Origin of the sequence: Derxia gummosa DSM 723, from assembly GCF_000482785.1 — a bacterium.
Lineage (GTDB): Bacteria > Pseudomonadota > Gammaproteobacteria > Burkholderiales > Burkholderiaceae_E > Derxia > Derxia gummosa.
On the sequence record NZ_AXWS01000007.1, the window covers coordinates 749,091 to 773,892 of the forward strand.

The 24,802-nt window shown below is 67.4% G+C and carries 21 protein-coding genes, 1 tRNA gene and 1 pseudogene; 10 read left to right on the top strand and 13 right to left on the bottom strand.

Features of this window, described 5'->3' with window-relative positions:
• The first annotated feature begins 22 nt into the window (after nt 1–22).
• Nucleotides 23–484, top strand: a complete 462-nt coding sequence (locus tag H566_RS0104510; RefSeq protein WP_034410458.1) for a CopD family protein — start codon at nt 23–25, stop codon at nt 482–484.
• Between the two features lie 219 nt (nt 485–703).
• On the opposite strand, the gene H566_RS0104515 is transcribed toward H566_RS0104510, so the two are convergent.
• From H566_RS0104515 to H566_RS0104525, 3 genes are all read right to left on the bottom strand, one after another.
• Nucleotides 704–1,375: a glutathione S-transferase family protein gene (locus H566_RS0104515; protein ID WP_028310505.1), complete on the bottom strand. Its 672-nt coding sequence runs from the start codon at nt 1,373–1,375 to the stop codon at nt 704–706.
• Nucleotides 1,376–1,656: 281 nt separating this feature from the next.
• Nucleotides 1,657–3,771, bottom strand: coding sequence for a thioredoxin domain-containing protein (locus H566_RS22865; protein ID WP_051378018.1), 2,115 nt, complete (start codon nt 3,769–3,771; stop codon nt 1,657–1,659).
• Nucleotides 3,772–3,948: 177 nt separating this feature from the next.
• Complete coding sequence (locus tag H566_RS0104525) at nt 3,949–4,737, bottom strand: YggS family pyridoxal phosphate-dependent enzyme (protein ID WP_051378020.1); 789 nt, start codon at nt 4,735–4,737, stop codon at nt 3,949–3,951.
• 38 nt (nt 4,738–4,775) lie between these two features.
• Here H566_RS0104525 and H566_RS0104530 point away from each other — a divergent pair, with 38 nt between their 5' ends.
• Together H566_RS0104530 and H566_RS0104535 are read left to right on the top strand one after the other, a co-directional pair.
• Nucleotides 4,776–5,819, top strand: a complete 1,044-nt coding sequence (locus tag H566_RS0104530) for a type IV pilus twitching motility protein PilT (protein ID WP_028310507.1) — start codon at nt 4,776–4,778, stop codon at nt 5,817–5,819.
• 34 nt (nt 5,820–5,853) lie between these two features.
• Nucleotides 5,854–7,017, top strand: a complete 1,164-nt coding sequence (locus H566_RS0104535) for a PilT/PilU family type 4a pilus ATPase (RefSeq protein ID WP_028310508.1) — start codon at nt 5,854–5,856, stop codon at nt 7,015–7,017.
• A 90-nt stretch (nt 7,018–7,107) separates the two neighbouring features.
• On the opposite strand, the gene H566_RS22870 is transcribed toward H566_RS0104535, so the two are convergent.
• Together H566_RS22870 and H566_RS22875 are read right to left on the bottom strand one after the other, a co-directional pair.
• On the bottom strand, nt 7,108–8,178 hold the full coding sequence (locus tag H566_RS22870) for a DUF2891 family protein (protein WP_051378022.1): 1,071 nt from the start codon (nt 8,176–8,178) through the stop codon (nt 7,108–7,110).
• A gap of 109 nt (nt 8,179–8,287) precedes the next feature.
• Nucleotides 8,288–11,056: a M16 family metallopeptidase gene (locus H566_RS22875; RefSeq protein WP_139826116.1), complete on the bottom strand. Its 2,769-nt coding sequence runs from the start codon at nt 11,054–11,056 to the stop codon at nt 8,288–8,290.
• 174 nt (nt 11,057–11,230) lie between these two features.
• On the opposite strand from H566_RS22875, the gene argJ reads away from it, so the two are divergent.
• The 3 genes and pseudogenes from argJ (at nt 11,231) to H566_RS27195 (ending at nt 14,657) form a co-directional block, all read left to right on the top strand.
• On the top strand, nt 11,231–12,457 hold the full coding sequence (gene argJ, locus H566_RS0104550; RefSeq protein ID WP_028310509.1) for a bifunctional glutamate N-acetyltransferase/amino-acid acetyltransferase ArgJ: 1,227 nt from the start codon (nt 11,231–11,233) through the stop codon (nt 12,455–12,457).
• Nucleotides 12,458–12,525: 68 nt separating this feature from the next.
• Nucleotides 12,526–13,377, top strand: a pseudogene (locus H566_RS22880) (ATP-binding protein); the annotation flags it as partial.
• A gap of 296 nt (nt 13,378–13,673) precedes the next feature.
• On the top strand, nt 13,674–14,657 hold the full coding sequence (locus H566_RS27195) for a Nudix family hydrolase (RefSeq protein WP_268877132.1): 984 nt from the start codon (nt 13,674–13,676) through the stop codon (nt 14,655–14,657).
• Nucleotides 14,658–14,694: 37 nt separating this feature from the next.
• On the opposite strand, the gene H566_RS0104565 is transcribed toward H566_RS27195, so the two are convergent.
• The 8 genes from H566_RS0104565 to H566_RS0104600 form a co-directional block, all read right to left on the bottom strand.
• The gene (locus H566_RS0104565) at nt 14,695–14,883 is read right to left on the bottom strand and encodes a DNA gyrase inhibitor YacG (RefSeq protein ID WP_028310510.1); all 189 of its coding nucleotides are present in this window, start codon (nt 14,881–14,883) and stop codon (nt 14,695–14,697) included.
• A 13-nt stretch (nt 14,884–14,896) separates the two neighbouring features.
• Nucleotides 14,897–15,652 (bottom strand): cell division protein ZapD, encoded by a 756-nt coding sequence (zapD, locus tag H566_RS0104570; protein WP_028310511.1) that lies wholly within the window; start codon nt 15,650–15,652, stop codon nt 14,897–14,899.
• A gap of 123 nt (nt 15,653–15,775) precedes the next feature.
• Complete coding sequence (gene coaE, locus H566_RS0104575) at nt 15,776–16,378, bottom strand: dephospho-CoA kinase (protein WP_028310512.1); 603 nt, start codon at nt 16,376–16,378, stop codon at nt 15,776–15,778.
• A gap of 10 nt (nt 16,379–16,388) precedes the next feature.
• The gene (locus H566_RS0104580; RefSeq protein WP_245591298.1) at nt 16,389–17,234 is read right to left on the bottom strand and encodes a prepilin peptidase; all 846 of its coding nucleotides are present in this window, start codon (nt 17,232–17,234) and stop codon (nt 16,389–16,391) included.
• A gap of 16 nt (nt 17,235–17,250) precedes the next feature.
• Nucleotides 17,251–18,474, bottom strand: a complete 1,224-nt coding sequence (locus H566_RS0104585; RefSeq protein WP_028310514.1) for a type II secretion system F family protein — start codon at nt 18,472–18,474, stop codon at nt 17,251–17,253.
• A gap of 24 nt (nt 18,475–18,498) precedes the next feature.
• Nucleotides 18,499–20,232 (bottom strand): type IV-A pilus assembly ATPase PilB, encoded by a 1,734-nt coding sequence (pilB, locus tag H566_RS0104590; protein ID WP_034410462.1) that lies wholly within the window; start codon nt 20,230–20,232, stop codon nt 18,499–18,501.
• 203 nt (nt 20,233–20,435) lie between these two features.
• Nucleotides 20,436–20,512: transfer RNA gene (locus tag H566_RS0104595), tRNA-Pro, on the bottom strand.
• Between the two features lie 6 nt (nt 20,513–20,518).
• Nucleotides 20,519–21,487: a polyprenyl synthetase family protein gene (locus H566_RS0104600; protein WP_028310516.1), complete on the bottom strand. Its 969-nt coding sequence runs from the start codon at nt 21,485–21,487 to the stop codon at nt 20,519–20,521.
• A 218-nt stretch (nt 21,488–21,705) separates the two neighbouring features.
• Here H566_RS0104600 and rplU point away from each other — a divergent pair, with 218 nt between their 5' ends.
• The 4 genes from rplU (at nt 21,706) to proB (ending at nt 24,645) form a co-directional block, all read left to right on the top strand.
• Entirely contained in the window at nt 21,706–22,017 is a 312-nt protein-coding gene (gene rplU / locus H566_RS0104605; RefSeq protein WP_028310517.1) for a 50S ribosomal protein L21, read from the top strand.
• A 33-nt stretch (nt 22,018–22,050) separates the two neighbouring features.
• Nucleotides 22,051–22,314 (top strand): 50S ribosomal protein L27, encoded by a 264-nt coding sequence (rpmA, locus tag H566_RS0104610; protein ID WP_028310518.1) that lies wholly within the window; start codon nt 22,051–22,053, stop codon nt 22,312–22,314.
• A 97-nt stretch (nt 22,315–22,411) separates the two neighbouring features.
• A complete protein-coding gene (cgtA, locus tag H566_RS0104615) occupies nt 22,412–23,530 on the top strand; it encodes an Obg family GTPase CgtA (RefSeq protein WP_028310519.1) in 1,119 nt (372 codons plus the stop codon).
• Complete coding sequence (proB, locus tag H566_RS0104620) at nt 23,527–24,645, top strand: glutamate 5-kinase (RefSeq protein ID WP_028310520.1); 1,119 nt, start codon at nt 23,527–23,529, stop codon at nt 24,643–24,645. Before cgtA ends, proB begins: the two co-directional genes overlap by 4 nt.
• Nucleotides 24,646–24,802: the final 157 nt, after the last annotated feature.

Genomic DNA, 24,802 nt, shown 5'->3' on the forward strand with positions numbered 1-24,802 from the left:
AACCATTCCTCCGCGCGCAACCATGCTTCCCCACGCCCTGCTCCTGCTCGTCCACCTGCTCGCCGCCATCGTCTGGATCGGCGGGATGACCGTCATGCATTTCGCGGTACGGCCCGCCGCCGTCGCGCGGCTGGAGCCGCCGGCGCGGCTCGGCTTCATGGCCGATGCCCTCGGGCGCTTCTTCAACTGGGTGACGGCGGCGATCGTGCTGCTGTTCGCAAGCGGCCTGGGCATGGCGCTGCCGGCCGGCATGGCCCAACTGCACTGGAGCGTGCACGCGATGCTGGGCATCGGCTGCGTGATGACGGCCATCTTCGGCGTGATCCGGCTGTCGGCTTGGCCGCGTCTGGTACGGGCGGTGGCCGAGCGGCAATGGCCGGCGGGTGCCGCCGCGCTCGCGCGCATTCGCGTGCTGGTGACGGTCAATCTCGCGTTGGGCGTGCTGGTGATCGCGCTCGTGATCGTCGGGCCGGCATTGCGCTGACACGATCCGCCTGCACCCATCGGCCCGGGCGAAGCAACCGCTCCGCCCAAACCCGAAGCGGGTAACTACCGAGAAATGCCCGGGATGTTTTCCCGTTTGCGTGGCGGGCCCGGCTCGCAGAATCGAGCCGTGTGTACCTCCGACTGCGCCGCGCCGGGCCTGCCCGACGCGGCGTTTTTTTGCGCGCCCGCACCGTGGCGGCGGTCTCGCCGTCCCGCCTCAGCCCTTGGCCGCACGGCCGGCGCGCCAGGCTTCGACCTCGGCCAGCAGGCGTGCGTCCTGCTCCTGCGCAGCCAGCACTGCCGGACGCGCGGCGACGCGGGCGACATAGTCGGTCAGCACCGGCAACGAGGGCAGCAGCCCGAACCTGAGCGTCCAGGCCAGCGCCGAACCCCAGAGGATGTCGAGCGCGCTGAACCGGCCGCCGAGCATCCATGGCCCGCGCGCGAGCTGGCGCACGAAGCTGTCATACATGGTGTCGAAGTCGCTGTAGGGGCACATCCCCGGCGGTGCCGGCGTGCGCTGCTGGGCCCGATCGACCAGTGCCGGCTCGAAGCACGAACCGTAGAACGCGAGCCAGCGCAGGAAGGGCCCGCGCAGCGGATCGCCGATGGCGGGCGCGAGGCCAGCCTCGGGGAACAACTCGGCCAGGTACTGGTAGATCGCGGGCTGCTCGGTCACGACCGCGCCGGCATGGACGATGGTCGGCACCTTGCCCATCGGATTGATCGACAGGAAACCAGGCTCGCGGTTCTGGCCCGACTTGAGGTCGAGCAGGCGGATGCGGTAGTCGCGCCCCTCGACCAGGCCAAGCTCGTGCAACAGGCCGAGCACGCCGGTCGAGCGCGATTGCGGCGCGTGATGAAGGGTGAAGAAACGGGGGTCGGTCATGACGGGCCTCGTCGTGAGGGAAGCGGACGTGCGATCGGATCGCGCCACGTCGTCGCGCCCGTATCGGGCCAACAACCGCGGGCGCGGCCGGATCCATCTTCGCTCGGGGCGTGACGGCCTCGCCAGCAGCTGACGCAAGGCGAGGTGAAGCCACGGCTCGACGGGCTGGCGCCGGATCACCCGGCGAGGCCCCGGGCCGCTGATGACGTCAGCCCATGCCGGCCAAGGTTGCTGCCGCGATGCCCGCTCGCCGGCGATGCCGACACACGGCCGGCCACCGGCTACCAGGGCGTCGGGGCACTGCCGGTCGTGGCCGCACTGCCCAGCGCCGCCACCAGCGCCGGCAGCGAATCCACGGGCGGCCGGCACAGCGCGCCTTCGCAGACCCAGGCCTGCGCGCCCGCGCCGAGCGGCTTGTCGAGCGTGGCTGGCAGCGCAGCCTCGGCCGCTCGGCTTCCGGCGTCGGCCTTGTTCTCCACCGCCGCGCCCGCTTCGAGCGTTGCGCCCGCGCCGAGCGCGACGACCAGCGTGTGCGGCAGCCAGCGCCGGGCCAGCTCGGCCTGCCAGCGCGCCAGCTCGGCTTCCTGCCCGGCCGGCGCGCGCAGCACCACGGTGCGCACCGGATCGACGAACTCGCCGAGCGCGGTCGTGAGGCAGGGCATGTGCTGGCCGCCCTCGGCGATCGGGTCGTGGAAGAGCGCGAGCGCACGGCGTGCCGCATCGGCGAAGCGCATCTCGCCGGTGAGCGCTGCAAGCCTTTGCAGCGCGAGCACCGCGATGCCGTTGCCCGAGGGAATCGCGCTGTCGTCGGCCGGCTTGCCGCGATGGATCAGCCGCTCGTGGTCATGGCTCGTGAACCAGAAGCCGCCGAGCGTCTTGTCTTCGAAGCGCGCGAGCAGCGCATCGGCAAGCTCAAGCGCGAAGTCGAGATCGACGCGCCGGAAGCCGGCCTGCATCAATTCCAGCGCCGCGTCCACGACGAAGGCGTAGTCGGCCAGATAGCCATTGTGGCGCGGCACGCCGGCCTTCCAGCTCGTGTAGAGCCGGCCGTCCACCCACACGCGCTCGCGCAGGAAGTCCATCGCGCCCCGCGCGGCGGCGAGCCAGTCGGCGCGGCCGAACACGCGCGCCGCCTTCGCCAGCCCCTTGATCGTGAGCCCGTTCCACGCGGTGAGGATCTTGTCATCGAGGCCCGGGCGCACGCGCTGCTCGCGCGCCGCGAACAGCTTGCGCCGCGCCGAGGCCAGCCGCGCCGCCGCGTCGCCGAGGTCGATGCCGAGCTGGCGCGCCACCGCGTCGAGCGGCATTGCGATGCGCAGATGCCAGTGCGCGCCTTCGAAATTGGGTTCGCCGGCGAGGTCGTAATGCAGGCGCAGCACGGCGAACTCGCCCGGCTCGACGAGGGCGGCGATCTCGTCCGGCGTCCAGACGTAGAACTTGCCTTCCTCGCCCTCGGAGTCGGCGTCGAGCGCGGAGAAGAAACCGCCGTCGGGCGCGCGCATCTCGCGCAGCAGCCAGCCGACGGTCTCGTCGCAGACGCGCGCGAAGGCGGGGTCGCCCGTCATCGTCCAGGCCTCGGCATACAGCCCGAGCAGCGGGCCGTTGTCGTAGAGCATCTTTTCGAAGTGGGGGATGGTCCAGTGCGCATCGACCGAGTAGCGGAAGAAGCCGCCGCCGAGGTGGTCGTACACGCCGCCCTCGGCCATCTTGCCGAGCGCATGCAGCATCGCCTCGGGCAGCGGCTCCAGAAGGAAGCCCATGAGGTGGGGCTGCGGAAACTTGGGCGCGTTGCCGAAGCCGCCGTTCACGCTGTCGATGCGCGGGCGCAGCGCCTCGACGGCGGCGTCGATCGGCTCGCGCGTCCACACGGGCGCGACAGCCGGCGCCTGCGGATTGCCGGCGGTGAGCGCGGCGCGGATCGCGGCGGCCTGCTTGGCGATCTGCTCGGGCTTGCTCCGGAAGAACTGCTCGGCGCGCGTCAGCAGCTCGCGGAAGGACGGCAGGTTGTGGCGGGGCTCGGGCGGGAAGTAGGTGCCCGCGAAGAACGGCACCTGGGCCGGCGTGAGCAGCACGGTGAGCGGCCAGCCGCCGGCGCGGCGCGTCATGAGCTGGAGCGTGTGCTGGTAGATGTCGTCGAGATCGGGCCGCTCCTCGCGGTCGACCTTGATGTTGACGAACAGGCGGTTCATGAGCGCCGCCGTGTCGGCGTCTTCAAACGACTCGTGGGCCATGACATGGCACCAATGGCAGGCCGAGTAGCCGATCGACAGCAGGATCGGCTTGTTCTCGGCCACGGCGAGGTCGAGGGCTTCCTGCCCCCAGGGATGCCAGTCCACCGGGTTGTCGGCGTGCTGGAGGAGGTAGGGGCTGGTTTCGTGGGCCAGGCGGTTGGGCATCGCGCATGCTCCTTCGGGCTCTGAGGCTCTTGTTCGGGTTGCTGCGATGCAGTGTAGGCCGGACGGCGCGCGATGTCCGGGCACGGCGGTCGGGAATTGGCGGCGCGCGTCCGCCTCGCAACGCGCTTGCCGGTCAGGCCGCGCGGCGCGCTCGCGTCCCGCCCGCCAGCGTCCGGCTCAAGCGCCCGGCGCCGCCTTCGCAGCCCGCGCGCCAAAGATCGCCGTGCCCACGCGCACGATCGTCGCGCCTTCGGCGATCGCAGCCTCCAGGTCGCCGCTCATGCCCATCGACAGCTGGTCGAAGCGCGCCGCCGCCTCGGGCAGTTCGACCGCGAGCCGCGCGCGGATGTCGCCTGCAAGCGCTCGCAATGCGGCGAAGGGGCGATGCTGGCGCGCCGGATCGGCCTCGGGTTCGGGAATGGCCATCAGTCCGCGCAACTCGACATTCGGCAGCCGCGCGACCGCAAGACAAAGCTCGCCCGCCTCGGCCGGTGCGGCGCCGCTCTTGCTCGCCTCGCCGCTCACGTTCACCTGCACGCACAGCTGCAGCGGCGCGAGACCCGCGGGCCGCTGGGCCGACAGCCGCTCGGCGATCTTCAAGCGCTCGACGGAATGCACCCAGTCGAACAATTCGGCGACAGTGCGGGTCTTGTTGCTCTGCAGGGGGCCGATGAAATGCCATTGCGGCGCGCCGATACCGGCCGGAATCGCCGAATTGCCGGGGAGGCGATGACCTATTTCATCCGCGAGCAGGCGCCGCACGGTGACAATCTTGCTTTCCGCTTCCTGCACGTAGTTCTCGCCGAAGCCATGCGCGCCCGCGCGCCAGGCCTCGATGACGGACTCGGCCGGCTGGGTCTTGGAAACCGCGAGGATCATCACGTCCGACGGTTCGCGCCCCGCCGCGAGCGCGGCCTGCTTCACGCGGTTTCCGGTGTCTTGCCACTGCTGGAATATCGACAACATAATTTGTTTCACTTCACGCCTGCCCGGCGCTGCGACTGATGGATATCTCCGAACTGCTGGCTTTTGCGGTCAAGAACAAGGCTTCCGACCTGCATCTTTCGTCCGGGCTGCCACCGATGATCCGCGTCCATGGCGACGTGCGTCGTATCAACCTGCCGCCGATGGAGCACAAGGATGTGCACGGCATGGTGTACGACATCATGAACGACTCGCAGCGCAAGTTTTACGAGGAGAACCTGGAGTGCGACTTCTCGTTCGCCATTCCCGGTCTCGCGCGCTTCCGGGTCAATGCCTTCGTCCAGAACCGCGGCGCCGCCGCCGTCATGCGGACGATTCCCACCAAGATCCTCTCGCTCGAGGATCTGAACGCGCCCAAGGTCTTCACCGACATCGCGATGCAGCCGCGCGGCATCGTGCTCGTCACCGGCCCGACCGGTTCGGGCAAGAGCACGACACTCGCCGCGATGGTCAACCACGTGAACGAAAACGAGTACGGGCACATCCTCACGGTGGAGGACCCGATCGAATTCGTGCACGAGTCGAAGAAGTGCCTGATCAACCAGCGCGAGGTCGGGCCGCACACGCTCAGCTTCAACAACGCGCTCAAGTCGGCGCTGCGCGAAGACCCCGACATCATCCTGGTGGGCGAATTGCGCGACCTCGAAACCATCCGCCTCGCGCTGACCGCCGCCGAGACGGGCCACCTGGTGTTCGGCACGCTGCACACGAGTTCGGCCGCCAAGACGATCGACCGGATCATCGACGTGTTCCCGGCGGCCGAGAAGGACATGGTGCGGTCGATGCTGTCGGAGTCGCTGCGCGCGGTCATCTCGCAGACGCTGCTCAAGACCAAGGACGGCAACGGTCGCGTCGCGGCGCACGAGATCATGGTCGGCACGCCGGCGATCCGTAACCTGATCCGCGAGGCCAAGGTGGCGCAGATGTACTCGGCCATCCAGACCGGCCAGTCGCTCGGCATGCAGACGCTCGACCAGAACCTGCTCGACCTCGTGCGGCGCAACGTGATCTCGCCGTCCGAGGCGCGCACCAAGGCGCAGAACAAGGACAACTTCCCCGGCTGACGCGGGCTCACTCCTCGACCTGAAAGAACAAGAGATGGAACGCGAACAGGCCACCAAATTCGTCCACGACCTGCTGCGGCTGCTGGTCACGAAAAAGGGCTCCGACCTCTTCCTCACCGCCGATTTCCCGCCCGCCTTCAAGATCGACGGGCGCATGCATCCGGTGTCGAACCAGCCGCTGACGGCCCAGCACACGATCGAGCTGGCGCGCGCGCTCATGAACGACAAGCAGTCGGCCGAGTTCGAGCAGACGCACGAGTGCAACTTCGCGATCTCGCCGACGGGCATCGGGCGCTTCCGCGTCAATGCCTTCATCCAGCAGGGCAAGGTCGGGCTGGTATTGCGCGTCATCAACACGCGCATCCCGACCTTCGACGAACTGCAGCTACCCGACGTGCTGAAGGACGTGGCGATGACCAAGCGCGGGCTGGTCATCATGGTGGGCGCCACGGGCTCGGGCAAAAGCACGACGCTGGCGGCGATGCTGGGCTGGCGCAACGAGAACAGCTACGGCCACATCATCACGATCGAGGACCCGATCGAGTTCGTGCATCCGCACCGCAACTGCATCGTCACGCAGCGCGAGGTGGGCGTGGACACCGACAGCTGGGAGGTGGCGCTCAAGAACACGCTGCGTCAGGCGCCCGACGTGGTGCAGATCGGCGAGATCCGCGAGCGCGAGACGATGGAGCACGCGGTGGCCTTCGCCGAAACGGGCCATCTGTGCCTCGCGACGATGCACGCCAACAGCGCCAACCAGGCGCTCGACCGGATCATCAACTTCTTCCCGGAAGAGCGGCGCCAGCAGCTGCTCATCGACCTGTCGCTCAACCTGCGCGCGATGGTGTCGCAGCGGCTCATCCCGCTCAAGAACACCAAGGGCCGGGCGGCGGCGATCGAGGTCATGCTCAACACGCCCTACATCTCCGACCTGATCGCCAAGGGCGAGGTTTCGGAGATCAAGGAGCAGATGAAGAAGGGCCGCGAGCTGGGCATGAAGACCTTCGACCAGGCGCTGTTCGACCTGTACGAGGAAGGCCGCATCAGCTACGAGGACGCGCTGCGCAATGCCGACTCGGTCAACGATCTGCGGCTGAACATCAAGCTCAACTCGCGCAGCTCGATGAACCGCGATGTCGGCACCTCGACCGACCATCTCGACCTGATCGCGATGACGCGCAAGGCGAGCGGCGGCTGATCGGCGCCGGGCCGGGGCTCGGCGGTCAGGCGACGCGGCCTGCCCAGGCTGTCGTCAGGCGCGACCCCGGCGCCGCCCCGCCGGGACCGCTCACACGCCCAGGTCCACCACGCGACGCAGCCCGCCCGACGCGAGCCTGGCCGGGTCGACGATCGGTTCGGACAGCGCCAGCAGCCCGAAGCCGGCGCCCCAGCGCCTGCGCAGACGGCTGTCGGTATCGAGCCGGCGCATCGCCGCATGCAGATGCACCTGGGCCGCGCGGGCGAACAGTTCTGCCTGCGGCCCCACGTCGCGCGCGAGGCTGCGCAGGCACCAGGCACGCGACATGAGCAGGCCGTCGAGCCGCGCGACACGCGCATCGGGGCCGTCGGCCACATGCGGCGGATGGAGCCAGAACACGAGGTCGTCGCCGCGCGGGCAGAACTCGCGCCACCAGGCCGCGAATTCGCCACTGCCGCCGTGCAGGCGGCGCATCAACATCGCCTCCATCAGCCCGGGCGAGAGCACGTCCTCGCCGCCCGGCTCGAAGCGCGCCGGATAGAGCCGGTCGGTGCCGTACCAGGCAAGGCTTCGATCGCGGATGAGCGCCGACAGCGCGCTGTCGCCGACGGCGCCGGCCCATTCATGCGCGCTCAGCAGTAGGAAGGCGCTGTTGCCCTCGCCGCCTTCCCGCAGCGGCCAGGTGACATGGGCGAGCCAGCGCTTGAGCCGGTCGGCCAGCTCGTCGGCCAGCGGCGCGAGCGCGTCGTTCCACGGTCGTGCGTAAAGCTTGCTCTGGGCCAGCCGCTGCACTTCGGTGGCGAGACGAAACATCCAGGCCCAGCCCCAGCCACGGCCGAAGTCGTGGCGCGCCGGATGCCAGAGCGTGGTCAGTTCACCGACGATGTTCCGGGCGGTCAGGCGGACGTCCAGCCAGGCGTGCATCTCGCGCGCGAGCGGCAAGGCTGGATCGCGCCGCAGCAGGGCGACGAGCAGCCAGTGCATCTGCACGCAGCTGGCCCAGTCATCGGCGCCGTGGAAGGCCGGATGCAGGCGCGCGGGATCGCGCGGCTCGTCGGCGCCGAGCATGACCAGATCCGACTGCCAGGGAAAACGGACCGCGAGATTGTCCAGCGCGATCTGCGCGAACAGCGCCGCGATCTCGGCGCTCAGTGAGTACATCGGGAGAATCCAAGGAATTTGACCTAGATTCGCATGTCCTACCCGACGTCCTTCTGCCGTCCGGCGGGTCGATTCCACCGGACGGACGGCAGGCCACGATGCGAGCGCGTCACTGCGGCGGCAGGCTGCCCGCCACGCCGATCACCAGCCGCTTCAGCTCGATGGACTTGCGCAGCGCCGCGTTCACCTCGTCAAGCGTGATGCCGTCGCGCAGCGTCTGCACGCGGTCGAGGTAGTCGGGCCGCAGGTCGCGCTCTTCCAGCGACACGAGCACGCCGGCGAGGCTGCCGTCCTGCGCGCGCGACAGCGCCGCCGCCTGCCGGATCGCCGCCTTGGCGCGTTGCAGTTCCTGCGGCGTGAAGCCGTCGCGGCGGGCGCGCTCGACCTCCTCGTCGAAGGCCTTGCGCACGCGGGCCGTGTTCTGCGGCGCGAAGATCGCCTGCGCGCCCCAGGTCGCATGCGGCTCGAACTGGCCGCCGGCCATGAAGGCCGCGACGCCGTAGCTCAGCCCCTCCTTCTCGCGGATGCGGTCCCACAGCCGCGAGCCGTCGCCAGTGCCGAGCATGAAGGTGGCGAGGCGCAGCGCCTGGTATTCGCGGTCGGTCTCGGCCAGCGGCAGTTGCAGCTGGGCCATGAGCACGGCGTTCTGCTTGTCCTTCAGGTCGATGCGGAAGTCGGACGGCTGCACGTCGTACACCGGGCGCGACACGCGGCTGTAGGGCGTCGCGCTCTTCCAGTCGCCGAACAGCTGGCCGAGCTGGGCCTTGAGTTCGGCGCGGTCGAAGTCGCCCACGGCCGCCACCACAGACGACGAGGCGCCGAAGAACTTCTGGTGGAAGGCGCGCGCGTCGTCGAGCCTGGCGGCCTTGAGTTCGGCGAGGCTTTCGTCGGTGCTCATCGCGTAGCGCACATCGCCCTTGGGATAGGGATTGCCTTCGCGCTCCAGCCGCTCGCTCAGGCGCGCCTCGGGGTCGTTGCGCGCGGCTTCGAGGCCGGCGATGGCGGCGCCGCGCGCCTGATCGAATTCGGCCTGGTCGAAGCGCGGGCTGCGCAGCACCTCGGCCGCGAGCGCGAGCGCCGGTTGCAGGTTGGCGCGCTCGACCTGGAGCGTGAACACCGCGCCCTCGCTCGTCGCCGACACCTTCCAGCTCGCCTTGAGCTTCTCGAACTCGGCGGCGAGCTGCTCGCGCGTGAGCCGCGCCGTGCCGCGCCCGAGCAGCATGCCGAGCGTCGCGGCCGGCACGTCCTGGCCGAACAGCGATTTCTCGTCGCCGAAGCGCAGGCCGATCGTCACCACCGCCTTCTGGCCGCGCGTGCGCTTGTCGAGCAGCGCGAGCTTCATCGGCGCGCCGTCGCCCACGGCGATCGTCGTGAACTCGGTGCGCGCGCCGATGTTGGCCGGGCTCGGGTCGAAGGCCTCGCCGGCCGCCACGCCCGCGTCGCCCTTGTAGTCCTTGAGTTCGGCGGCCACGTCCACGCGCGCGGGCGCCGGCGCGCGCTGCGGCTCGGTCGTGGGCACGAACTGGCCGAGGGTACGGTTGCTCTGCACGAAGTACTGCTCGGCCACGCGCTGCACGTCGACGAGCTTCGCGTTGCGGATGCCGTCGCGGCGCCAGAAGGCGAGCCGCCAGTCGCCCAGCGCGACGAATTCCGACAGCTCGACGCCCACGCGCTCGGGGTCGGCCGTCAGCCGCTCGAAGCTGCGCAGCCACTGGTTGCGCGCGCGCTCCAGTTCCTCGGCGGTGAAGGGCTGGCTGCGCACGCCCTCGATGGTGGCGAGCAGCGCGTCGCGCGCGGCCTCGGGCTTCTGGTCGCTCTTGAGCGTGGCCGAGAACAGCGCATAGCCCGGCTCGGCCAGCGAATACACGCCCTCGTCGGTCTCGGCCGCGAGGTCGGTCTCGACCAGCGCGCGGTGCAGCCGCAGGCTCGGGCCGCCGAGGATGGTCGCGGCCAGTTCCACCGCCGCGAAGTCGGGCGAGCTGCCCGCCGGCACGTGGTAGCCGGCCATGAGGATGGGCGTGTCGCCGGCTCGGCGCAGGGTCACGCTGCGTTCGCCGTCCTGCGTCGGGTCGAGCGTCCAGGTCGGCTCCAGCGTGCGCTTCGGCTTCGGAATCACGCCGAAGCTGCGCGAGATGCGCGCGAGCGTGCGGGCGCTGTCGAACTTGCCGCTGACGATGAGCGTGGCGTTGTCGGGCTGGTAGTAGCGCCGGTAGAAGCCTTGCAGGTGCGGGATGTTGACGTTCTCGACATCGGCCCGCGCGCCGATCGTGCTCTTGCCGTAGTTGTGCCAGTCGTAGGCGGTGGACAGCACCTTCTCTTCGAGGATGTTGGCGGGGCTGTTCTCGCCCATCTCCATCTCGTTGCGCACGACGGTCATCTCGCTGTCGAGGTCGCGCTTGGCGATGAAGCTGTTGACCAGCGCGTCGCTCAGCCAGCCGAGATACCAGTCGAGGTTGCCGTCGTCGGCCGCGAAGCTCGCGAAGTAGTTGGTGCGGTCGAACCAGGTGGAGCCGTTGTAGCGCATGCCGCGCTTGATGAATTCGGCGCCGGGGTTGGCGTAGTGCGTCGAGCCCTTGAACATCAGGTGTTCGAGCAGATGGGCCATGCCGGTTTCGCCATAGCTCTCGTTGCGCGAGCCGACCCGGATCGTGAGGTTGACCGTGGTCGTCGGCTTGGACGCGTCGGGCATCAGCAGCACCTGCAGGCCGTTGGGCAGCCGGTATTCGGTGATGCCTTCGAGGCTGCGGACCTGGGTGGCGCCGGGCACGGTCTGGCCGGCGGCGAAGGCCGGCGCGGGCGCGAGGCCCAGTGCCGGAACCAGACTGACGGCGACTGCAAGCGCGATCACGCGCAGTCGCGGGGCGGGACGAAAGCTCACTCAACCTCCGGGCTTGTAGGACGCGGGCGATGGTAAGCCGCGCAAGCTGTCAGTCCGACACAGGCCGCTCGGTACAATCGTTTCGAGATATTCCCCGCAGTTCGATGCCGTTCGGCGCCTGATGGCGATGGCCGGCGCGCCCCTCTCCGCACACCCCACACACCCCGCACCGCGATGCCCGTCAACCTGCCCTATCCCAAGTCTGAAGACCTCCTGCCCGTTGCCGGCTTCGCGCTCGGCCATGCCGAGGCCGGCATCAAGAAGCCGGGCCGCCGCGACCTGCTCGTGATGCGCTTCGACACCGGCGCGAGCGTCGCCGGCGTGTTCACCACCAACCGCTTCTGCGCGGCGCCGGTCACGGTCAGCAAGCGCAATCTGGCCGCCGGCAGGATCGGCGCGCTCGTCGTCAACACCGGCAACGCCAACGCCGGCACCGGCGCGCCCGGCATGGCCAACGCCGAGCGCATGTGCGCCGCGACCGCCGCGCTGCTCGGCCTCGACGCCGCCCAGGTGCTGCCGTTCTCGACCGGCGTCATCCTCGAACCGCTGCCGATCGAGAAGATCGAAGCCGCCCTGCCCGCCGCCGTCGGCGCGCTGGCCGAGGACAACTGGTTCAACGCCGCCCACGCGATCATGACCACCGACACCCAGCCCAAGGCGATGTCGCTGCAGGGCACGGTGGGCGGCGCGGCCATCACGATCACCGGCATCAGCAAGGGCGCCGGCATGATCAAGCCCAACATGGCGACGATGCTCGGCTACATCGCGACCGACGCGGCCGTTGCCCAGCCGCTGCTCCAGTCGCTCGTGAGCGAGATCGCCGACGCCTCGTTCAACGCCATCACCATCGACGGCGACACCTCCACCAACGACTCTTTCATCGTCGTGGCGACCGGCAAGGCCGCGATGGCGCCGATCGAGAGCGCCGACGACGCGCGCTACGCCGAGTTCCGCGCGCTGCTGCTGACGGTCGCCGTCAAGCTGGCCCAGGCCATCGTGCGCGACGGCGAGGGCGCGACCAAGTTCATCACCATCGCCGTCGAGCAGGGCGCGAGCCGCGAGGAGTGCCGCAAGGTCGGCTATGCGATCGCGCATTCGCCGCTGGTGAAGACCGCCTTCTTCGCGAGCGACCCCAACCTCGGCCGCCTGCTCGCCGCGATCGGCTATGCCGGCATCACCGACCTCGACGTGAGCAAGGTCGAGCTCTACCTCGACGACGTGCATGTGGCGACCGAAGGCGGCCGCCACCCGGCCTACCAGGAAGCCGACGGCCAGCGCGTCATGCAGCAGAGCGAGATCACGGTACGCGTCGTGCTTGCACGCGGCGACGCCGCCGCGACGGTCTATACCTGCGACCTGTCGCACGACTACGTGAGCATCAACGCCGACTACCGGAGCTGATCCGGCCCTTCGTGGCCGGACCCGCCCCGGCCGCCGCCCAACCGCGACCGGCCCCGCGCCGGACCATGATGGACAGACTCGATTCCACCCTCGAACGCTTCGAACGCCTGCTCGCGCGGGCCGAAGCACTGCTGCCGCCCGCCCAGCGCGAGCCCGACTGGACCGCGATCGCCTGGCGCTGGCGCGTGCCGCGCACCACCGGCCGCGGCCAGCTCGATGCCGTGCGCCATGCCTCGACGATCACGCTCGACAGCCTGCGCAACGTCGATCGCCAGAAGGCGCTGATCGCGCAGAACACGCGCCAGTTCGTCGCCGGCCTGCCGGCCAACAACGTGCTGCTCACGGGCGCGCGCGGCACCGGCAAGAGCTCGCTCGTGAAGGCGGTGCTCAACGAGTTCTCGGGCCAGGGCTTGAGGCTGATCGAGGTGGACAAGGCCGATCTGCACGACCTGCCCGACATCGTCGATCTGGTCGCCGGCCGGCCCGAGCGCTTTCTGGTGTTCTGCGACGACCTGAGCTTCGAGGACGGCGAGGCCGGCTACAAGGCGCTCAAGGTCGCGCTCGACGGCAGCATCGCGGCACAGACCGACAACGTGCTCATCTACGCCACGTCCAACCGCCGCCACCTGCTGCCCGAACGCATGGCCGACAACGCCGGCTACAAGCATGACGACGAGGGCGAGCTGCACCCGGGCGAGGTGGTGGAAGAGAAGATCTCGCTGTCGGAGCGCTTTGGCCTCTGGGTGAGCTTCCACAGCTTCCGCCAGGGCGACTACCTCGACATCGCGCGCCATTGGCTCACGCAGCTCGGCGGCGAATGGAATGCCGAGGTCGAGCGCGAGGCGCTGCAATTCGCGCTCGGTCGCGGTTCGCGCTCGGGCCGCGTGGCCTGGCAGTTCGCGCGCGACCGCGCCGGGCGCGACCGGCTCGGCATGGTCGAGGCGATGGCCGCGCTCGCCGCGAAGCAGGCCGATCCCGAGGCGCTCGCCGCGCGCGCGCTCGCGCTCAGCGGCGATGCGCTCACCGACATCCCGGCCGGGGAGGACGAGCTGTGATACGCCCCTGCAAACGCTTGCAATCTCCCGACACCGGCCCGACCGGGGATGCCGCGCCCGCCGGTGGCACGGCCTCCGCGTCGGACGTGAACCCGTCCGCCGTCGGCGCAACGCCCGAACCCTCGACCCACACGCCCGCCGCGCCGAACGCGCCGCGCCGCATCGTCGAGGTGGCTGTCGGCGTGCTGCTGCGCGAGGACGGGCGTTTCATGCTCGGCTCGCGTCCGGCCGGCAAGCCCTATTCCGGCTACTGGGAGTTCCCGGGCGGCAAGCTCGAAGCCGGCGAAAGCGTGGCCGAGGCGCTCGCGCGCGAGCTGGAGGAAGAGGTCGGCATCACGATCGACGCCCACGATCCGCATGCGGTGCGGCCGTGGTGCACGATCGAGCACGTCTATCCGCATGCGCATGTGCGGCTGCATTTCATGCGCGTGGTGTCCTGGACCGGCGAGCCGATCGGCCGCGAGAATCAGACGCTGCGCTGGGTCGCGCTGCACGAGGCGGCGCCCGCGCCGCTGCTGCCGGCCGCCCTGCCCTGCCTGCACTGGCTGGAGCTGCCGCCCGTGCTCGCGCTGACACAGGCGGGCGCACTCGGCATCGGCGGCTTCCTGTCGAAGCTCAATGCGGCGCTCGCGCGTGGCCTGCGCTTCGTCGAGCTGCGCGAGCCCGGCATGGCCGGCGACGACTTCCTGCGCCTGTTCGACGCGACGCTCGAACGCACCCGCGCGGCGGGCGCGAAGCTGGTCGTGCATTCGTCGCACGGCATGGCCTTCGCGGCACGCGCCGACGGCGTGCATCTGACGGCCGCCGACTTCGCCGCGCTCGATTCGCGGCCGGATCTGCCGCTCGTGGGTGCCTCGGTGCATTCGCGCGCCGAGATCGATCGCGCGGCGGCGCTGGGCCTCGATTACGTGGTGCTCGGCAACGTGCTCGACACGCCGAGCCATCCGGGCCGACCGGGTCTGGGCTGGGAGCGGTTCAACGCGCTCGCGCTCGACGCCGGCCTGCCGGTGTACGCGATCGGCGGGCTGGATTCGTCGATGGTCGAGCCGGCGCAGACGGCGGGCGCGCACGGCGTGGCGCTGATGCGCGGCGCCTGGACCGACGACGCGCGCTTCCCCGAGCTGGTGGCGCGGCTGGAGGGCTGAGGCGGCGAGACTGCAAGGACGTCATGCCGCGTACGCCTCAGTCGCCGCCCTTCTCGCCGGGCGAGGAGGTGTCGTCGAGTGGCGCGCCCGGGATGACGTAGCGGTCGCTGGCCCAGGCGCCGAGGTCGAGCTTCTTGCAGCGCTCGGAGCAGAACGGGCGCCAGCGCGAGGCCTCGGTCCAGGGCACGGGGCGGCCGCAGGCCGGGCATTTCACTTCGGTAGTCATGGAGTGCGGCGAATCAGAGATTGCAGAGGCCGAGTTCGAACGGCACCTGGCCCTCGTAGGGACGCGGGCGCAGATCGCCGTCCTGCTGTGAGAAGCGCACCCACAGCATGTACTTGTTGGCGCTGATCTCGGGGATCGCGCCGTACGCGGGATCGACCCGCACCTGGAGCATCTGGAAGGGTTTGCCGCTCAGGCTCTGCTGGTAACTGCCGCCCACTGCGGTGACTTCATGGCGCCGCGCCGATTCGCGCAGCAGCTTCAGCACGATGGCGAGGCAATCGCCGAGCGGCACGAAGGGCGCCATCCAGCCGGCGAGATCGGCCTGACGCTGCTCGACCGGCCTGTGCTGCCAGGCGTGATACGACGGCAGGTCGAATTCGCAGGCGCCGCCGGGGATGATGGTGCGGCTGCGGATGCTCATCAGCCATTCGTGGTCGCGCAGATGCTGACCGGTCTTGCCGGGCACCGCGTTGAGCACGCGCGCGGCGCTTTCCATGTTGCCGAGGATTACGTCGAGCGCATCGGACGACACGTCGGGCGAATTGCGGAACTGGTTGAGCGCGAGGCGCTGGCGATCGAGTTCCTGCAGCAGGTCGGACTTGAGATCGGCGCGGCTGGCGACCTCGACGATCTCGAACAGCGTGGTGAGGGCGGCGTGGTGCTCGTGGCGATCGGTCTGGGCGACGAAGAAGCGCAGTCGCTCGAACAGGTCTTCGAGCCGGAGCAGGGTCCGCACGCGCTCGTTGAACGGGTACTCGTAGAGAATCAAGGCGCGCGACCGGACGTCGGGTAGGGAAAGGGACGGACGAAAAGGTGCGGGCGATTCTGACCGACCCCCCGGCAAAACTCAATTGCGCGGCGGCGCGTCATGCGGCCGTTGCGGCAATGCGGTTCAGCCGCGCGCGAGCTTGAGATAGCGCTGGTGCAGGGTGGCGATCTCGTGCTCGAGCGCGGGATTCGGGCCGGCGTTGTCGAGCACGTCGTCGGCGACCGCGAGTCGCGCGGCGCGGGTGGCCTGGGCCGCGAGGATGGCGCGCACCTGGGCTTCGGCCAGTCCATTGCGCGCGATGACACGGCTCAGCTGCTCGTCCTCCGGGCAATCGACGACGAGGATGCGATCGATCCGGTCGCGCCAGCGTCCGCCCTCGACCAGGAGCGGGATCACGAACACGAGATAGGGATGGCGGTCGGCGATCGCGGCGGCGGCACGCTCGACCTCGGCGCCGATCATCGGATGCAGGATGGCTTCGAGCCGGGCACGTTCGGCGGGGCGCTCGAACACGCGGGCGCGCATCGCGGCGCGGTCGAGCGCGCCGTCGGCCGCGCGGGCCCAGTCGCCGAAGGCGGCGACGATGGCGGGCATCGCCGCGCCGTCGGGCCGTGTGAGCGCGTGCGCGATGAGGTCGGTATCGATCACGCCTGCACCGAGCCGCGCGAAGCAGTCGGCGGCAAAGGACTTGCCGCTGCCGATGCCGCCCGTGAGGCCGACGATCACCGCCGCACCATCAGCCGATGCGCAGCCAGGTGGCGTTGATCGCCGGGCCGAAGAACAGCGCCAGCACGCCCGCGCCGGCGAGATAGGGGCCGAAGGGAATCGGCTGCTCGCGGCCATGGCGCGCGAACACCATAAGCGATACGCCCACCACCGCGCCCACCACCGACGACAACAGGATGATCGCCGGCAGCATCTTCCAGCCGAGCCAGCCGCCGAGCGCGGCCAGCAGCTTGAAGTCGCCGTATCCCATGCCTTCCCGGCCGGTCGCAAGCCGGAACAGCCAGTAGATCGACCACAGCGAAAGATAGCCGGCGGCCGCGCCGATCACGGCCTGCTCGAGCGGCACGAAGGCGGCTTCGAGATTGACCAGCAGGCCGGCCCAGAGCAGCGGCAGCGTGATCTCGTCGGGCAGCAGTTGGGTATCGGCGTCGATGAAGGTGAGCGCGATGAGCGCCCAGCACAGGCCGATCGCCGCAATGCCCGCGAGTCCGAAACCGAATTGCCAGGCGCAGGCACCGGCCAGCAGTCCGCCGAGCAGCTCCACCACTGGATAGCGGGCGCTGATGCGTGCGCCGCAACCGGCGCAGCGGCCCTTGAGCAGCAGCCAGCCGAACAGCGGCACGTTTTCATGTGCGCGCACCGGGCGCGAGCACTTCGGGCAGGCCGAGCGCGGCACGAACAGGTTGTAGGTGCCTTGGTCAGGCAATTCCTCGCCGCGGAACTCGGCCGCGTCCGCCGTCCATTGCCGTTCGAGCATGATCGGCAGGCGATGGATGACCACATTGAGGAAGCTGCCGACCACGAGGCCGACGACGGCAGCGGCAATCGCGAAGGTAAGCGGGTCCGACACCAGCAAATCTGTCACGCCCACCTCAGACCACTGCGCCGAGCTTGAAGATCGGCATGTACATCGCCACCACGATGCCGCCGACAAGACCACCGAGAATCACGATGATGAAAGGTTCGAGCAGGCTCGACATCGACGCGACCGCGTCATCGACTTCCTGCTCGTAGAAATCGGCCACCTTGCCGAGCATCGAATCGAGCGCACCCGATTCCTCGCCGATCGACACCATCTGCGTGACCATGGTCGGAAACACGCCAGCCTCCTGCATCGAGACAGTCAGGCTTGTGCCGGTCGCCACCTGCTGCTGGATCTTCCGGGTCGCATCGGAATAGACAATGTTGCCCGACGCTCCACCTACCGAATCGAGCGCTTCCACCAGCGGCACACCGGCTGCGAACATCGTGGAAAGCGTACGAGTCCAGCGTGCGATCGTCGCCTTGCGCACGATGTCGCCAAACACCGGCGCGCGCAGCAATGCACGGTCAAATGCCTGCTGGAACTTGACCGAGCGCTTAAAGCCCTGGCCAATACCATAGAACGCCCCGCCGATGGATCCGAAAATCACCGCCCAGTATTCGCGGAACACGTCGGAGATGTTGATGACGATCTGGGTCGGCGCCGGCAATTCGGCGCCGAAACTCGAGAACACGTCCTTGAATGCCGGCACCACGAAAATCATGATGACCGCAGTAATAATGAATGCCACCGCGAGCACCGAGGTCGGATAAAACATCGCCGACTTGATCTTCGCTTTGATGGCGAGCGTCTTTTCCTTGTAGGTCGCGAGACGGTCCAGCAGCGTTTCAAGAATACCGGCCTGCTCACCCGCCGCGACCAGATTGCAGAACAGCGCGTCAAAATAGAGAGGATGCTTGCGGAACGCAGTGCTCAGGCTGCTGCCGGTTTCGACATCGGCGCGAATATCATTGAGCAGTTTCGACACCGACGGATTGGCATGCCCCTTCGCCGTGATATCGAAGGCTTGGAGCAATGGCACGCCCGAACGCATCATCGTCGACATCTGCCGGGTGAACAGCGCGATGTCCTTCTCGGTGATCTTCTTGCCACTGCGGTAGGTCTGCTTCTTGATCTTGGTCGCGAGCACGCCCTGCTTGCGCAGCGAGGAGCGCACCACGTTTTCGCCCTGCGCGCGCATTTCGCCGCGCACGGTCTTGCCCGAGCGATCCTTGCCTTCCCAGGCGAACATCGGCTCCTTGGTCTGCTTGATCGCGCGCGTGCTGGTCGCCATGGTCTGATCCGTAATGATTCCGCGTTACTCGTTGGTCACGCCGAGAACTTCCTCGATTGACGTCAGCCCCTGACGAACCTTGAGGAGACCTGACTGCCGCAAGTCGCGCACGCCTTCGGCCTGCGCCTGCCGGGCAATGTCCATCGAATTGCCATTTGCCAGAATGATTCGCTGCATTTCTTCGGTGATCGGCATGATCTGATAGATGCCGACACGCCCCTTGTAGCCCGAATTGTTGCAGTGGTCGCAACCGACCGGACGATAAGGCTGCCACGTTCCGTCGAGTTCAGATTCCTTGAAACCCGCCTGCAACAGCACAGAGGTGTCAGCTTCATATGGCTGCTTGCAAACTGAGCAAAGTCGGCGTGCAAGACGCTGGGCCGTGATAAGGATGACCGACGAAGCGATATTGAAAGGCGCGATGCCCATGTTGAGCATCCGCGTCAGCGTGCTCGGGGCATCATTTGTGTGAAGCGTCGAGAACACCATGTGACCGGTCTGGGCCGCCTTGATCGAGATATCCGCGGTTTCCAGATCGCGGATTTCACCAACCATGATGATGTCCGGATCCTGGCGCAGAAATGACTTGAGCGCGGCGGCGAAGGTCAGCCCGGCCTTCTCGTTCACATTGACCTGATTTATGCCGGCCAACTGGATTTCGGCCGGATCTTCCGCGGTCGAGATATTGACGCCGGGCTCATTCAGGATATTAAGGCAGGTGTAAAGCGAAACCGTCTTGCCCGACCCCGTGGGGCCGGTCACGAGCACCATTCCATAGGGACGACGCACTGCATTCAGCAGCAATTCCTTCTGGTCCGGTTCATAGCCCAGGGCGTCGATACCGAGTTTTGCCTGCGAAGGATCGAGAATCCGCATCACGATCTTTTCGCCAAACAATGTCGGCAAGGTTGAAACCCGGAAGTCGATTGCCTTGTTCGGGCCAAGCACGAGTTTCATCCGCCCGTCCTGCGGAACCCGCTTTTCCGAAATGTCGAGCTTGCTGATGACCTTGATGCGCGCCGCCAGCTTTTCCTTGATCACCAGGGGCGGCTGGGAAATCTCCTGCAATACGCCGTCAACACGGAAACGGATCCGGTAGAACTTTTCGTAGGGTTCGAAATGCAGGTCGGACGCACCCATGTTGATGGCATCCAGCATCACCTTCTGCAGGAAACGCACGACGGGCGCGTCGTCGATCTCGCTGTCGGCTGACTGGGCTGCCGGCTCTTCGGTGATGGCGTCATCAAGCTCGAGCGACAGATCCTGCCCGGCCATCTCGTTGAGCTTGGCCTCCGTGGACTTGGCGAGCTGCGAGATTACCCGTGTCAGCTTGTCGGCCTCGACCACCACTGGCTCGACGAGCATCTGCGTCTGAAACTTGATCTGGTCAAGCGCCTGGAGATTGGTCGGGTCGGCGACCGCGACCAGCAGTCGGTTGCCGCGCTTGCGCAATGCCAGCGCGCGCAGGGTGATCGACAGCTTGGGATCGATGGTGTCGAGTGGCAGCCCGCCAATATCGACGGCTGCCAGGTCCATCAGCGGATGACCGAAAGTGCTGGCACAGAACAACGCCACTTCATAAGGCGTGAGTGCGCGCGCTGCCAGCAGCTCGTCTATGAAGGGAGTGTTGTTGGCGGCGGCCTTCTTGAGAAGCGCCGAGGACTGCTCCGGACTCAGCTTGCCTGCCTGAACCAGTACCCGAGCGAGGCCCGGCACGACCTGAGGCATTGAGGCGTTCTGAGTTGCTGGCGCTGCCATGCGGTCGGGATATCTATGAAAGAAGTAATCGCCTGCCGCTGAACCACAGGTTCAACCGCAAAAAGCAGCAAACGATGGTGCCTAGCGCCTCAGGACTTGTAAAGCCAAACCCGAGACGAATCCCTATTCAGCTGAGGATGATCAGCTGAATCGACATTCATGAAACTTTGGATTGATTGCGCAGAACGCGCGATGAAGAAAACTGGTCGGGGTGAGTGGATTCGAACCACCGGCCTCTACGTCCCGAACGTAGCGCTCTACCAGACTAAGCTACACCCCGAATCGGCTAAGCAGTGCGCTCAACCGCGAAAGCACATAACAATATCAGGCTCTGCTTGAATTGTGAAGAGGGAAGTTGCTCAATGCACTTCGCTGCAACACCTGCCTCGGCTCGCGCGCGCTGTCGCGTGTACTCCAGCGCGCCCGTAGAACGCAGCGCCTCGGTAATCGCGCCAATGCATTCGACATCGCCATTCACGATTGCCTGCCTCACCAACTCGCGCTGCTCTGGCGCGCCGTGATCTCGCAAATAGATCATCGGCATCGTGGGCTTGCCTTCGCGCAGGTCGTCGCCGAGGTTTTTGCCGATTTCGGCTGCATCCCCCGAGTAATCCAGTACATCATCAATGAGCTGGAAAGCAGTGCCGAGATGGCGCCCGAACGCCGCGCAATCGAGTTCAAGCCGGGAATCCGTACCCGCGAGAATGGCGGCAATCCGCGCCGATGCCTCGAACAGGCATGCCGTCTTGTACTGGACTACGCGCATGTACTGCGACTCTTCCACGTCGGGATCGTTGCAGTTCATGAGTTGCAGGACTTCGCCCTCGGCGATCGTATTGGTTGCATCCGCCAGGACACGCATGATCTGCATGTCGTCCGGCTCCAGCATCATCTGGAACGAGCGCGAATACAGGAAGTCGCCCACTAGCACGCTGGCGGCGTTGCCGAATGCGGCATTCGCCGTCTTACGCCCGCGACGCATCGACGATTCGTCTACCACGTCGTCATGTAGCAGCGTGGAGGTATGAATGAGCTCGACCACCGCTGCCATCACGTGATGCTGGGTGCCCCGGTAGCCGAGCGCACCGGCCATCATCAGAAGCAGGGCGGGACGCAGCCGCTTACCGCCCGACGACACGATGTACTCGGCAACCGTCTCGACGAGGGCAACGCCGGAATGCAGGCGATCGCGGATGACGCGATCGACCGCACGCATGTCTTCGGAGATGGGCGAGAGGATGTCGTGGACGCTCAAGGAAGTGACTGCGCTGTTGACGGGTTGCAGACCGGGAACGGGCTGAGGCTCTTGATTCATAAGGGGTTTGTTTTGACAGGCCTGCACGTGCCGGCTAGTATAGCCAGTTCCCGAAAGCGGTCCCTCGACTGCTTTCAACGCTCGGCGGCTTCGCGCGAAGCTGCCAATCGAGATGACTCCTGGTGGAGTCATCAGTTCTTTATTGGAACGAGGTCCAGATGTACGCGGTCATAAAAACCGGCGGCAAGCAGTACAAGGTCGTTGCCGGCGAGAAGATCAAGGTAGAACAGATTGCTGCGGACGTGGGCTCGGAAATCACCATCAGCGAAGTGCTCGCTGTGGGCGCTGGCGAACAGATCAAGTTCGGCGCGCCGCTGGTGACCGGTGCCAGCGTCAAGGCGACCGTGGTTAGCCACGGCCGTCACGACAAGGTTCGCATCTTCAAGATGCGTCGCCGCAAGCATTATCAGAAGCGCCAAGGTCATCGGCAGAACTACACCGAGCTTCAGATTTCGGCCATCGAGGCCTGATCGCTGCCGGTCTGATCCACAGGAGTCAATCTCATGGCACACAAAAAGGGCGGCGGCTCTACCCGCAACGGTCGCGATTCAGAATCGAAGCGCCTAGGCGTGAAGGCCTACGGCGGCGAACTCATCAGCGCCGGTTCGATCATCGTCCGCCAGCGCGGCACGCAGTTCCATGCCGGTGAAAACGTCGGCACGGGGAAGGACTACACGCTGTTCGCCAAGGTGGACGGCACGGTCGAGTTCCTGGTCAAGGGTCCGGCGCGCAAGTCGTTCGTGCGCATCGTTCCGGTCGAGGCCTGAGCTTCGCACCACGACGTTTCCGCAAGCCGGAAATACGAAGGGCCACGCTGGGCGTGGCCCTTTTCATTGCTGCGGGTGAATCCGTCGGGAGTCGAGCATGAAGTTTGTTGATGAAGCGCGTATCGAAGTGCACGCCGGCAAGGGCGGCAACGGATCGGCGTCGATGCGGCGCGAGAAGTTCGTGCCCTTTGGCGGGCCGGATGGCGGCGACGGCGGCCGGGGCGGCAGCATCATTGCGGTGGCCGACCGCAACATCAACACGCTGATCGACTTCCGCTACACGCGCATGTTCCGCGCGCGCAATGGCGAGAACGGTCGCGGCGCCGACTGCTACGGCAAGGGCGCCGACGACATCATCCTGCGCATGCCGGTCGGCACGATCGTGACCGACCAGGCGACCGGCGAAACCCTCGCCGATCTGACGCACCACGAGCAGCGTGTCGTCCTCGCCAAGGGTGGCGACGGCGGTCTCGGCAACCTGCACTTCAAGACCAGCACGAACCGCGCGCCGCGCCAGTTCACGCATGGCAAGGAAGGCGAGACGCGCGAGCTGAAGCTCGAACTCAAGGTGCTGGCCGACGTGGGCCTGCTCGGCATGCCGAATGCCGGCAAGAGCACCTTCATCACCGCGGTGAGCAATGCGCGCCCGCGCGTGGCCGACTATCCGTTCACGACGCTGCATCCGAGCCTGGGTGTGGTGCGCGTGGCGGCCGAGCAGAGCTTCGTGATTGCCGACATTCCCGGCTTGATCGAGGGCGCGGCGGAAGGCGCGGGGCTCGGGCACCAGTTCCTGCGCCATCTCCAGCGCACGCGGCTGCTGTTGCACATCGTCGATCTGGCGCCGTTCGATGCCGAGATCGATCCGGTCAGGGAAGCGAAGGCGATCGTCGGCGAACTCGAAAAGTACGACGCCGAGCTGGCCGCCAAGCCGCGCTGGCTGGTGCTCAACAAGCTCGACATGATTGCCGAGGCCGACCGCGCCAAGCGCGTGCGCGACTTCGTCAAGCGCTACAAGTGGAAGGGGCCGGTGTATTCCATCTCCGGCCTGACGCACGAGGGCTGCGCCGATCTCTGCCGCGACATCTGGCAGGACCTGCAACGCCAGCACGCCGCCGAACTCGCGCGGCTGCATCCCGAAGAATTCGATACCGACGTGCGCTTCAAGGCCGACCGGACCAACGTCGGCGACGCATCAACCCAGCAGGACAGCGAATGACATCCGTGGTCGCAGAGAGCCGCCGGCTCGTCGTGAAGGTCGGTTCAAGCCTGGTCACCAACGACGGTCGCGGTCTCGACCATGCGGCCATCGAAAGCTGGGTCACGCAGATCGCGGCGCTCGCGGCGCGCGGCAAGGAAGTGGTGCTGGTGAGTTCGGGCGCGATCGCCGAGGGCATGCAGCGTCTCGGCTGGACCGAGCGCCCGAAGGAAGTGGACAAGCTCCAGGCCGCCGCCGCCGTCGGCCAGATGGGTCTGGCGCAGGTATACGAGTCGCGCTTCTCGGCGCACGGACTGCGTTCGGCACAGGTGCTGCTCACGCATGCCGACCTGAGCGACCGCACGCGCTACCTCAATGCGCGCGCCACGCTCCAGATGCTGCTCGGGCTGGGCGTCGTGCCGATCATCAACGAGAACGACACGGTCGTGACCGACGAGATCAAGTTCGGCGACAACGACACCCTGGGCGCGCTCGTCACCAACCTGCTCGAAGCCGATGCGCTGATCATCCTCACCGACCAGCGCGGCCTGTACAGCGCCGATCCGCGCCGCAATCCCGATGCGCGCTTCATCGACGAGGCCGAAGCCGGCAATCCGGAGCTGGAGCAGATGGCGGGCGGCGCCGGCAGCTCGATCGGCAAGGGCGGGATGATCACCAAGATTCTCGCCGCCAAGCGCGCCGCGCATTCGGGTGCGCATACCGTCATCGCTTCGGGCCGCGAAACCGGTGTGCTCGTGCGGCTGGCCGAGGGCGAGGCGATCGGCACGGCGCTGATTGCCCAGACCACGCCGATGTCGGCGCGCAAGCAATGGCTGGCTGATCACCTGCAACTGAGCGGCCGACTCCGGCTCGACGCCGGCGCGGTGCGCGCGCTGGTGGAGGAAGGCAAGTCGCTGCTGCCGATCGGCGTGACGGAAGTGATCGGCGATTTCGTGCGCGGCGAGGCGGTCGCCTGCATCGACGCGGAAGGCGTGGAAGTGGCGCGCGGGCTGGTCAATTACTCCAGCGGCGAGGCAAGGCTGATCGCGCGCCGGCCGTCGAGCGAGATCGAGACAATCCTCGGCTTCGTCGAGGATCCCGAGCTGATCCACCGCAGCAATCTCGTGCTCGCATAGGCTGCGAGTACGCACTCGCCACAGGCCGAATCCGCAACGCAAGCGGCAGACCGAAGGCCGCCGTCTTGCCTCATCCGCCCTGCCCGCCCGGCGGCGCGACCTGCGCCTCGGGTGCCACGTTGCCGAACAGATCGGGGGCCTCATCCATCGGCTTGAC